The sequence below is a fragment of the Streptomyces sp. NBC_00353 genome (genome assembly GCF_036108815.1).
Taxonomy (GTDB): domain Bacteria; phylum Actinomycetota; class Actinomycetes; order Streptomycetales; family Streptomycetaceae; genus Streptomyces.
The window spans coordinates 3,080,299-3,091,272 of the sequence record NZ_CP107985.1 but is presented as its reverse complement, the minus strand read 5'-3'; the positions used below and the strand labels follow the sequence as shown (position 1 = coordinate 3,091,272).

Annotated in this window: 9 protein-coding genes and 1 pseudogene; 4 read left to right on the top strand and 6 right to left on the bottom strand. The window is 70.6% G+C overall.

Going from position 1 to position 10,974, the window contains the following annotated elements:
- Positions 1-36: 36 nt before the first annotated feature.
- Positions 37-561 (top strand): hypothetical protein, encoded by a 525-nt coding sequence (locus tag OHA88_RS14140; protein ID WP_328625782.1) that lies wholly within the window; start codon positions 37-39, stop codon positions 559-561.
- 30 nt (positions 562-591) lie between these two features.
- Here the strand turns inward: OHA88_RS14140 and OHA88_RS14135 are convergent, their stop codons facing one another.
- The 3 genes from OHA88_RS14135 to OHA88_RS14125 form a co-directional block, all read right to left on the bottom strand.
- Positions 592-3,012, bottom strand: a complete 2,421-nt coding sequence (locus OHA88_RS14135; RefSeq protein WP_328629687.1) for a GTPase-associated protein 1-related protein — start codon at positions 3,010-3,012, stop codon at positions 592-594.
- A gap of 243 nt (positions 3,013-3,255) precedes the next feature.
- Positions 3,256-3,441, bottom strand: a complete 186-nt coding sequence (locus OHA88_RS14130; protein ID WP_328625781.1) for a DUF397 domain-containing protein — start codon at positions 3,439-3,441, stop codon at positions 3,256-3,258.
- Positions 3,438-4,301, bottom strand: coding sequence for a helix-turn-helix domain-containing protein (locus OHA88_RS14125; RefSeq protein ID WP_328625780.1), 864 nt, complete (start codon positions 4,299-4,301; stop codon positions 3,438-3,440). Before OHA88_RS14125 ends, OHA88_RS14130 begins: the two co-directional genes overlap by 4 nt.
- 157 nt (positions 4,302-4,458) lie before the next feature.
- Between OHA88_RS14125 and OHA88_RS14120 the strand changes: the two genes are divergently transcribed.
- Positions 4,459-4,923 (top strand): ATP-binding protein, encoded by a 465-nt coding sequence (locus tag OHA88_RS14120; protein WP_328625779.1) that lies wholly within the window; start codon positions 4,459-4,461, stop codon positions 4,921-4,923.
- A 22-nt stretch (positions 4,924-4,945) separates the two neighbouring features.
- On the opposite strand, the gene OHA88_RS14115 is transcribed toward OHA88_RS14120, so the two are convergent.
- Positions 4,946-7,291, bottom strand: a complete 2,346-nt coding sequence (locus OHA88_RS14115) for a helicase-associated domain-containing protein (RefSeq protein WP_328625778.1) — start codon at positions 7,289-7,291, stop codon at positions 4,946-4,948.
- Positions 7,292-7,507: 216 nt separating this feature from the next.
- Here OHA88_RS14115 and OHA88_RS14110 point away from each other — a divergent pair.
- Both OHA88_RS14110 and OHA88_RS14105 read left to right on the top strand, forming a co-directional pair.
- Positions 7,508-7,846: pseudogene (locus OHA88_RS14110) on the top strand (Uma2 family endonuclease); the annotation flags it as partial.
- Between the two features lie 98 nt (positions 7,847-7,944).
- The gene (locus tag OHA88_RS14105) at positions 7,945-8,817 is read left to right on the top strand and encodes an alpha/beta fold hydrolase (RefSeq protein WP_328625777.1); all 873 of its coding nucleotides are present in this window, start codon (positions 7,945-7,947) and stop codon (positions 8,815-8,817) included.
- Positions 8,818-8,921: 104 nt separating this feature from the next.
- Here the strand turns inward: OHA88_RS14105 and OHA88_RS14100 are convergent, their stop codons facing one another.
- A complete protein-coding gene (locus OHA88_RS14100) occupies positions 8,922-9,842 on the bottom strand; it encodes a MarR family transcriptional regulator (protein ID WP_328629686.1) in 921 nt (306 codons plus the stop codon).
- Between the two features lie 104 nt (positions 9,843-9,946).
- Positions 9,947-10,963: a transposase family protein gene (locus tag OHA88_RS14095; RefSeq protein WP_443044227.1), complete on the bottom strand. Its 1,017-nt coding sequence runs from the start codon at positions 10,961-10,963 to the stop codon at positions 9,947-9,949.
- Between the last annotated feature and the right edge of the window lie 11 nt (positions 10,964-10,974).

Sequence of the window (10,974 nt, the reverse complement as noted above, 5' to 3'; positions counted from 1 at the left end):
ATTCCACTGTCCGAGTGGCTGTCTACAGTGGGCGGCATGGCTGATCGCGCAGACCACAGCATCGACCCGCAGACCCACCCCGACCTGTCGGCGTGGCTGACCGAACGCGCCCAGGGCTTCGAGCACTGGGCCGAGGCCACCAGCACCCCCGAGGCATGGGACTTCTCCCCCCGGTCCCTGGACGCGCTGGAAGATCTCATCCGCAGCCGGTACGACAGCGACGCTGAGACCCTCACCGCGCGACGCGACGCATTTCTTCAGGGGGCGTGCTGGTACATCGGGGAAGTGGTCTGCCGCACCCAGGGAGCGGTGTGGAAGTTCGAGCCGTTCGCCGTGAAGGGCGCCGAACTGCCGTCCCTGTTCGGGGAGGCGGATCCGTCAGGGGTCATCGACGACCCCTGCGTGGGGTTGCCCGGAGAGGACACGGAGGAGGCCATCTATCCGATGGGCGCCGTGCACGGACTGTTCACCACCGAAGACGAGCTGGGCAACCCCATTGTCCAGCACCTCTCCGACGTACTGGGCGACTCCGACGAGGACGACGAGGACGACGAGGGGTAGCCGGGGATCCGCAGCGAGGCCGGGACCCGGCTAGAACCGTCGCACCCGTGCCGCCAGCCGGCTTCCCAGTCGCCTGCCGAGGGTGCCTGGCCGGCGGCGCCAGGCCCGGAACGCCTCCGCTGTGCGGCTGCTGCCCGTGTGTTCGGCGGCCTTCTCCACCGCCGCGATCTCGCTGCCCGACAGGTCGCGTACCACGGGACGCAGCACCTCCTCCAGCAGTGCGGCCCCGGTTTCGCTCCAGGCCCGGCCCGCGTGCGGGTGGGAGGTCCAGACGGTGAAACAGTCGGCCACGTACGCCGGTTCGGCCCGCAGTCGGGCCAGGACGGTGTCGTGGCGGGCGGCCCTGCCGTAGGCCGCGATCAGATCCGGGTCGTCGCTGTGCACGAATGCGTACAGCTCCGCCTCAGGGCGGTCCGGCGCGAGCAGGCTGTGCGCAAGGGTGCCGTAGGCGTGCTCCAGCACAGTGGGTTCCACCGGCTCGGCGCGGGCGCGCAGAGCCTTTGCTCGGTCGGGCCAGCCGGGCGCCGACTCGCCGGACCTGATGTCGCGGGCGAACTCCAGCAGCTGCAGTGCACCGCGGCCCCGTGCGTCGATCTCCTGGGGGAAGCAGCGCAGCAGATCGTGGGCGAGTTCGGCGGCCTCAGCGTCGTCGGAAGGCGCGGAGAGTGCGGCGGCGACGAGGTGTGACCACGTACCGGCCGTCCGGTGGGAGTCGGAGCCGGACTCGCCGAGGAGGAGCCGTGCCTCGCCCGCCGTCGGGGTGGCATCGCCCCAGATCAGGCCGACGGCGGTACGCAGTACCAGCGGCTCGGCGAAGGGCGAGAACCCGGCGGCTCGCAGCACCGTGTGCAGCGCCATGATGCGGTCGGAGCCCTGCTCCTTCGCGCGGGGTGCCTCGGCGCACATCCGCAGATGCGGCAGTGCCTGCGCGCCGGTGAAGGGGAGGGCGACGCGGGTGAGGAGTTCTTCGGCGGCGGAGGGGGCGGTCAGGGCGAGTTGGTCGAGTTCGCCGAGGAGCGCCGTGCGGACGTCGAACTGTTCGTCCAGGAGATCGAGCAGTGCGTGGCCGCTGTCCGGCGCCGGAGCAGCAAGCAGAGTCCGAGCCATGTGCCGGGCGACGGAAGGAAGTTGGTCCATCAGATCCATGTCGAGCAGCCGGGCGATCCGGAGCAGCTGCACCTGGCGCCCGATGGTCTCCCCGACCGTGGATTCCGTCGTTTCCGAGGTGAGCTCGGCGAGCAGGGCCGGACCGAGATCCGAGGCCAGCTGCTTCACGGCGGCGGGTTCGGCGAACGCCGAGCGTGGCGGGAGCGCGAGCACGATGTCGCTGCGCCGCACCGCCTCCGTCACCAGTAGTGCGGCGAGCGGTGCCGTGGCGGTGGCAGGGGCACGTCCTTCGAGCGCCGCCAGCAGCCGGGCGACCGACGCCGACTCGGCGGCGGTACGGTCGTCGGCCGGTGCCGCGAGTGCGGTGGTCAGCCGGTGCGCCTGCTGCTCGTCCAGCGCGTACGGCCTCTCGGCAGCCCAATCGGCGGCCGCAGCACGCCCGTTGGGGCCGAGCGCGATGCCCGCGTGCAGTGCGGTGAAGGCGAGCGGTCCGGCGGCGAAGGGTTCGCCGGGCAGCCCGGCAGCTGCCCGGAACAGTTCCGGTGCGCGGCTGCGCCAGATCCGGGCCACCGTCTCCGCCCAGGCATCGTCCACCGGCCCCTCCGGAGCGCGGCCGGCGCATGCGTGCACACGGAAGCCCGGGCCGGTCAGCTCGTGTGCGTCGTCCGGCAGTACGCCGATCACCTGGTGCGGGGAGTGCGCCGGGCGGCGGGTGTACGTGGTGAACGTCAGCCGGTGTGCGTCCTCCGGCGGGAGTACGGCTCCGGCCAGCGCGATCCACCGGGCCACGTCCGCGCTCTGCCGCTCCACGAGGACGATCTGCGCCGACGACGGTTTCTCGCTCACCCTGCGCAGATCGGCGAAGACCGTCGCGAGCCAGGGGCTGCGGGAGACCGCGAAGTCGTTGAGCGCCTCCTGCCCGAAGGCGGCCGAGGCGGGGAGGGCCGATATGCGGTCCGGCGTACCGCCGTCGGGCGTGGTCGATGCCCACCTCGGCGACCGCCACGCCGTGATGGGGAGCGCGTCGCCCGGCAGGCGCGTGCCGGCAGGAAGATGCACCGCATGCGCGTGGAAGTGACCGGCGCCGGAACCTCCGAGTGCCACGGTGCGGCTCAGTAGATGGCTGCCGTCGGAGAGCGCGCTGAAGCTGAACGTCTCGGGAAAGGAACGGAGTTCAGCGGCGGTCGGACGGTACGGCGCCCCGGCCGGAGGCTCGTAACCGAGCAGCTGCTCCGCCTCGGTCAGCACCGGCGTGGGTATGCCGCCACCGACCGCCGTGAACCGTGCGCCGACCCCGTCTTCCCCCGCCGAGGCAGAGGTGTAGTGCAACTGCGCGAGGCTCATGCGTCGGCCCTCTTCGTCCTTGCCACGTACGTCCCCGTGCGTCAGCACGCCCCGCCCTCGTCGGCCGTCCGTCATGGACCGGCCGTACGGGCGCGGCGACGACCCCGGCGGGGAACGGTCCGCAATCGCGGGAGCGACGCTATCAAGGTGCGGCGGGGCCGCAGGCACGCTGCCGAAACGTGATCTGTGCAACTGTCCCGGGCCGGTCGGTCCAGCGGGACGAGGTACCTGCCGTAGGTAACCTCAGGCTCGGGCGGCGTAGGCGACGAAGCCGGTCCAGGCGGCGGGAGAGAGGGTGAGCTGTGGTCCTTCTTCGTTCTTGGAATCCCGGACGTGGACGGTGTCGGGGCAGGCAGCGATCTCTACGCAGGAGTCGCCGGAACCGCTGCTGTAGCTGCTCTTGAACCATGCCAAGTCTGTGGTGCTCATGCTGCTCCTCGCATCCGCTCCAACAGGCTCATCGAGTCCTCCAGGGAGAGAGCCTGTGAACGCATCCTGGCATAACGCATCTGGAGCGTGCTGACGACTGCCGGGTCGGTATGGAAGTGGCCGCTCTCCTGTCCTTCGCCATAGCCGAACCACTTGTGCTCCGGGGTCTCCAAGAGCTGCATGGGTCCGTGCAGACCCGCGTGATTTTCCTGTACGAGCGGCATGATCTGCACTTCCACGTTGCGGAGTTGAGCCAGCAGGAGGATGTGATGGATCAGCTTGCGGGACACCTCGACTCCACCGGTGCGGCGCAGGAACAGGTGCTCTTCGAGGATGAAGCTGTACGCGGTGTTCGGCCGCTCCGTCAGAAGAGCCATCCGCGCGACCCGGGCGGCCATCCGAGCCTCGATCTGTTCGTCCCCCAGTGGGGGGAGTTGGTCCACGAACACTGCTCGCGCGTACGCCTCGGTCTGCAACAGGCCGGGAATCAAACGACATTCGTACGTGTACAGAATCGCTGCGTCTGCCTCAAGCTGCGCCCAGTGGTGGAACCACTTCGCCAACCCCCGCTGCCGCGACAAGTGCTTCGCCGCAGCCTTGATCACGCCGAACGCATCCAATACCTCCTCCGCCCGGTCCACGAACGCGGGCGGTGGGAACCGGCGCCCCTGTTCGATCGAGGCGACCGTCGGCACCGAGTACCGCACCCTGGGGGCGAACTCCTCCTGCGTGAGCCGCGCCCGCTTACGGAAGACCTTGACCACCTCGCCGAACGCCTTCAGACCGTCCGAAGGCTCCGGCTCCCCGTCCGCACCCGTCGTGCCGCCCGTGCCGCCCGTGCCACCCGCGCCGTCCGTCATGTCCCGGCCACCTCCCGTGCCCGCCTGTTCCCGGTCAGCAACTCACCTATGGTCACTGACTGTTACGCGTACTGTCGACCCGTTGCACTCGTACGCCGACTCAGCGTACGAGTTTGTGAGCTGGTGGGAGGGGTCTGACGTCCGACACGGTGGGCGCATGGATGCACCCTCGGCCCCCCAGCTTCCCGTTACCGTCCGTGTGTTCGTGCAGCGATTCAGCTCCACGCCGCGCGGCGCCCGGCTCGCCCGAAAGCTTGCCCTGCACCAACTGAACGACTGGGGCGTCCCGTACGGCGGTGACGCGTCCGAGACCGCTGCGCTGATCGTCGCCGAGCTGGCGGCGAACGCGGTCACGCACGGCCGGGTGCCGGGCCGGGACTTCGAGTTGAGGATCGTCCACGCTGCGGGCGACGGACGCACGCTCGGCGTCCTGCGGATCGAGGTCACGGACACCCGGGGCGAGCGGCGCCCGCCGGGGCCGGGGGAGCTGGTGGCGCCAACGCCCGGTTCCGGCAACGGGCACGGGCTGATCCTGGTCGAGGCGCTGGCCGACCGGTGGGCGGTGCTGGACCGCGTACAGCCGGGCAAGACGGTCCGCGCCGAACTGGACCTGCTGTACTGACCGAGGCGGCGGCGTTCCGCACTCAGGCCGGCAGGACGGCCTGGATGCGGGAGATGGTGAATACCCGGTTGTCCTGGCGCAGATGGCAGTAGCCGTAGAGATAGGGCGGATCGAAGTCGAGTTCGCTCACGGTGCGGACGGTCCGGCCCCCGGACGCCGCGATGTACTCGATGGTGATGGGCTCGCCCTCGTCGATGGCGTACGCGAGCTGGCGCACGTCAGCCAGGGTCAGCGCATCGGTACTGCTGTCCAGGATCTCCTCGGTGTCGGTCCCGTAGGGGACTCCCGTACCGGGGCACGGCCGCGGCGCATGGTCGGGGGCCGCCAGCAGCCGGGCCGCCAGATCGGCGGTCCGGCCCGCGTCCGGCGGCCTTCTGCGGGATGCAGGCACGGTGGGGCTGACGGTCGCGGCGGCGGGCCGGGACACGCGCCGCCGCCCCGGCCGCTCCACCCGAACGGATCCGTCGTCGGCCGTTGCCACCGGCGAGTATCCGGTAGCGCGCAGGGCTGCCAGTGCTGCGTCGGGCTCCGCGCGGCACAGAAGCACGGTCGGGGCGACGGAACGCAGCCCCAGGTGGGTCAGCTCGCGATGTGCGGCCACCTCGACGAGCAGCGCTGTGTCCTCGCTGACCAGGACACAGGCGGCCGGGGCGAGCCGGATGCGGCCGTGGCGTCGGGCTGCGTCCGTGATCAGGTAGCTCAGTGCCTGGGGCAGAGCGGCGTCCGTCACCTTGCGGAGATCTGCCTCGATCCGGTCAGGGGTGTGTCCCGCGTCCAGCGCTCGGCGCAGCGATGCAGGGCTGAACCGCCAGACCGAGGCGGCCGACCGGGTTTCCCGGTCGGCAAGGGAGTCCAGGAGTGTCGCCAGCCGGGCAGTTGGAGTGCCGGTCACCACGGCGGTGAGGTCGGCGCCGATGCGGGCGCGGTCGGTTGCGTCGGGCAGCAGCCGTCGGGCGTGGTCGCGAAGGGCTGCCGGGTCCTGGCCCAGCAGGGCCGCGCCCAGCGGGGTCAGCGCGCCCCGGGCGACGGTCCCGAGCAGTTCGGTCTCCCGGGTTACCGAGGCAAACGGGGTGGCATCATAAGGGAGTTCGTCGGCGAGCGGACGGAACCAGGATACCGACGAGCCGAGGTCGACAACCGCCCGCGCGCCATGGCCGGGCGGAAGGGAGGCCGCGGCGTCCAGCACTCCCTGCCGTGCCGTCGCACACCCGGTACAGTGTGCCGCCCGGCGTACCGCGGGCAGCGCCTTGCCGTCCTCGTCGCGGGATCCGGTCGGGGTGAGTCCGAGCAGCCACCAGGCACGCAGCAGCAGGACGAGCCGTTCCGCGGGCTCCCATGAGGCCCACACGTCGTAAGCATCGGTCACGGCCAGGACCGTGCCCTCGTACTCGACCAGGCCGGCCGCGTACGCACACTCCAGCACCAGCCGCACCACCGCTTCCTCGGACCCGCTGTCCTTGCCCAGACGGGCCAGTTCACGTGCGCCGACGCCTCCGGACTTGAGGGCCGCCACAGGGCGCTCCGCGCACCGGGCGAGAAGTACCGCGGCCTGGCCGGCGAAGGAGGTGCTCGCGGCTGCGGCCTCACGCTCGATCTCGTCCTCGGTCACCGCTGCAAGGGCCGGTTTCGGCGGCTGCGAGTCGAACGAGGCGTGCCAGTCCGGACCGTACTGCGCGATCCTCACTTCGGCGGGCACGTGAACGGGGCCGTGCCCCCACTGGTCCACCACGATCAGCGCCCGCTCCAGCAGCCAGCGTTCGCCGGCCCCCGACCGGCCGGCTCCGTGATACTCCTCTGGGTCGAGGAACCGGGTCAGCGCCGCGTTGGCACTCGGCGGTGCCGAGGCCAGAAGGGCAAGCATGATCTGCGGGTCCTGGTGATGCGCCACGATTGCGTCGAGACGGTCCTGCCGCCGAGTACCGGGCTTGAGTCCCAGCCTGGCGGCCGTCTTACCGAGCTCTGCCGACGGGACGGCGGCCAACAGCTCGGCCACGCCCTGACCGAGACCGAGCGGGGACTCCCACGCGCCGCGCAGCGCCGGAGCCATGTGCAGTCGGCCTGCCAGGTCCGGCCAGACGAGGGCATGGGCGGTGAGGGTGTCCAGCGCGGCGGAGATGCCCCGGGCGTCCGTGCCGAGCAACGTCTCCAAGGCCGTGCGGGAGGCCGGCTGCGGCAGGGCCGCAAGCGCCTGGGCCAGCTGCAGACAAGGGAGCGGCAGCTTGTTCAGGGCATCCACCACCGACCCGATGCGCTGCAGGCGCTCCGCGAGCTCGCCGAGCGACCGCGGGTCCGGTGCCACCGCTGCGTCGGGTCGTGCATCGAGGAGTCGTCGCAGCTCCTGCGCCCCCAGACTCCGCAACCATCCCACCGGATCGGACCCGCCCGGCCCGTCGTTACTGTCCGGGGCAACCGGTCTGCGGGACGCACGAGGACCAACGAGGCGCAGGGGGCTGTTGGAACCGAAGGCGTCGCCCATGGGAAGTTCACCTGCTCGGATCTGGCCGATGTGACGTGCTGACCGGGCGTTGTCGGTGGAGAGGGCCGATGCCCGCCCCGCGCCCAAAGGGCAACACCCGTTCGCTGTAAGAATCCTAACGGTGGCGAGAGACCTGCCCACGACATCGCCGTCGTACCGGCTGCGGACGGGAACGGTGCGGGTGCGCTGCCGCCCGATCAGACGCTGCTCGTGGTCGAGGTGACCAGCGAATCCGATGCGGAAACGGACCGGGTTGTGAAGCGGAAACGGTATGCCGAGTACGGGGCGCTGCTGTAACTGCTTGTCGGCCGGGTGGAACGGAGCGTCACCCTGTTCGCCGAGCCCGGAGGGTCGGGGTACACGCGGGTGGACGGGCCGCACCCGTTCGGGACCGTGTTGCACCTTCCGGGGCCGTTCGATCTGGACCTGGACACGGGCGAGTTGTGAGCGCAGGGCGTAGGCGTGCAGTCCCGCGTACGCCACGGGCGTAGGTTCGGGGCTGCACGCCACCCTGCCCGTCGGCAACCGAGGAGAGTGCACACGGCATGGCTGAACAGTCCCGCACATCGCCGGTACCACAAGCGTCCCAGGTCCAGCTCTCCGCAGGTCCGGTCGAGTACCAGGACACCGGCGGTGACGGGCCCGTCGTCGTCCTGCTGCATGGAGTCGCCATGGACGGCTCGCTGTGGCGGCACGTCGTCGCCGATCTGCGCTCCGACCACCGGTGTGTTGTCCCGACCCTGCCACTCGGCGGCCACCGCCGACCCATGAAGCCGGACGCCGACCTGTCGATCCTCGGCGTGGCCCGGCTGGTTGCGGAGTTCCTCGATGCGCTCGACCTCACCGAGGTCACCCTGGTGATGAACGACTGGGGCGGGGCACAGGCCCTCGTCGCCGACGGGCGCGATGAGCGGATCGGGAAGCTCGTCATCACCTCCTGCGAGGCCTTCGACAACTTCCCGCCCGGACTGCCCGGCTCCAATCTCTACGCCTCTGCCAAGATGCCCGGTGGGCTCAACATCGCCTTCAAGCTGCTGAAGCTGAAGCCGATGCGACGGCTGCCGATGACCTGGGGGCGGATGAGCAGGCGGCCGGTGCCGCACGAGGTGATGGACGCGTGGTTCCGGCCGCTGTGGACCGACCCGGAGATCCGTCGCGACCTTCGAAAGTACGTTCTCGGGGTGCCGTCGAAGGCCGAACTCATTGGATGGGCAGCAAGGTTGGGCGAATTCCACCGACCGGCGCTGGTCGTCTGGGCGGCCGAGGACAAGGTCATGCCACCGGCGCACGGTCGTCGGCTTGCCGAACTGCTGCCCGAGGGGGAGTTGGTGGAGATCGCCGACAGTTACACGCTGATCCCCGAGGACCAGCCGCAGCAACTCAGTAATCACATCAGGTCGTTCCTGCAGAGGCATTGAGCGCGGGTTCTGGCGACACGACCCCAATCACCGTTGTGTGGCCCGAACTCCGCCCGAGCGCACGAGTGCCCGGGCCGGGCGAAACGGGCTCTCGGCTGTCTTCGTCACGGAGTCCTGGTCAGTTCGCGAAGGTGACCGACGCGGGCGTGCACATCGCTCGCGGCAATTGCTTCGTTTGCAAGGTCGACGACGGGCGCCGGCGCGGTGTCCACGCCCGGGGCTGGCCGGCGGCAGGCTCGACAGAGGCCGTCGGGGAGGGCCTCGGGGCGGCCGGGGACACCGCACCGGGTGCACTCCATCAGTGCGTGGCGCACAGGTGTTGGTGGGGCGGGCAGCCTGGGCGGCGTCTTGTCGTCGAGTCGGCGGCGCACGAAGCCGCGGGGCACGTCGACGGCTTCGGGAAGCCCGGAGGTGAGGGCGTGGATGAGGTAGTCCGTGCTCACACCACGCGCGAGCCATTCGGCGGCCCGTTCCTCCAAGGCCTCGCAGTCGTTGGCCGAAAGGGCCAGCCGGGCGTCGATGCGCCCGAGTTGAGCGAGCGCCAGATATGCGGGCGAGGGGCATTCGGGGTCCGCCGCCGACTGCGGGGCGGGGGCCGGTTCGCGGGCCTGCTGGGCGTCGGCCACGGGCGGCGGGGGTGCGATCGCCCCTGCCACCTCGGGCACGGTCTCCGCAACCGAGGCGTCCTCTGCGGCGAGGTAGGCGGCCCACCACTCGTTGTCGTGGGCGGTGCGGGACCAGAAGGTCCTGAAGACCCAGCGGATCTGGTCGCCCGCGCCGACCAGGCGTCGTACCCGTCGCAGATGACCGGCCACCGACAGGGCGGTCAGTGCGGTGCTGATTGCCTGCTGCCCGTAGAGGGGGAGCTGCTTGGCGAGGGTCTTCACGTTCATCGCCGCACCCTCGGGCAGGTGGTCGATGAAGGCGGCGATGTACCGCTCCCGTTCGGGCAGCAACGCGAAGTCGTCGGCGCGGCGCGGGGCCTGGCCGGGAGCGGAACGCTTGCCGTAACCGGGCCTGGCCATCGGGTACGCGGGCGAGGATGCGGGGGCGGGCAGGGCGGCGCTAACGAGTAGCCGCACGATAGGGCTTGGGACGTGCTGGCCTGGCGGTTCGGCTTGGGAGTGGATCAGTAGGCCGTCGCGCGGACGAGGTCGAGTTCCGTGCTCGGCCTGCTGCGGGTTGGGCGCTTTGCGCTGCGGTCGGAGACCAGGGCGCCGATTGCGGCGATGGCCTCGGGCAGGTCGTCGCGCTCGCCGGTCCAGCGTTGCAGCGACCGCCACTGCTTGACCTCTGCGTTGGCGTGCTCGACCATGATCCGCCGTTGGGATTGGCAGCGGCGCGCATGGTCGTAGAAGTTGCGCTCGGACGGCCCGGCGTCCGCCGCTGGTTTCTTCGGCGGGGCGCTGACCTGGCCGGGGAAGTCGCGGGCCAGGCCGGCATAGCCGGAATCGACTTCGACTTTCACGTTCGGGTGCAGCCGCAGCTGCTCCTCGATGCCCTCGGTGCGTACTGCGGTGGCATCGTGCATCCGGCCCGGGCGGATCGCCCCGAGCCACAGCTCCCGGCCCTGCTCGTCGCTGATCATCGTGGCCTTCTCGGTGTTCTGCTTCTTCTTGCCCGACACGAACGCCTTACGGCCCGGCCGCCCCGCCTTCGGGCGACGTACCTGCACCTCGGTACCGTCGATCCGCAGCATGATCCCCTCGGCCTGGGCATAGGCGAACACGTCCGCGAGGGTCCTGAGCCTGATCCCGGGCCGATCCGGCACCGCGAAGCCGCGAGCGGCCAGCAGCGGGCGCACCTCGCCGACCGCCCGGTCGATCGTGGAGGGCGAAACTCCGAACAGCGCCGCGAGCACCCTGTGTGACAGCGCCCAGCGCAACACCACCAAGGTCACTAGCACCCGGTCCACGAAGACCAACTGGTGATCCGGCCCAGCCCCAGCCGCCCGCAATCGGCCATGGCCACGCCGTTTGGCCAGCTCAGAGTCTCGGGCTGCGGTCCACGGCCCGGCCAACTCGGTGATCAGTGCACCCAGGTGTTCCTTCGAGATCCCGCACAGGGCAGGATCAGAGCAGGCCGCGCGGGCCCAACTTGACTTCACACTCCAGATGATCCCGCGCGGCTCTTCGCCTTCCGGCACCAGGGCGGCTG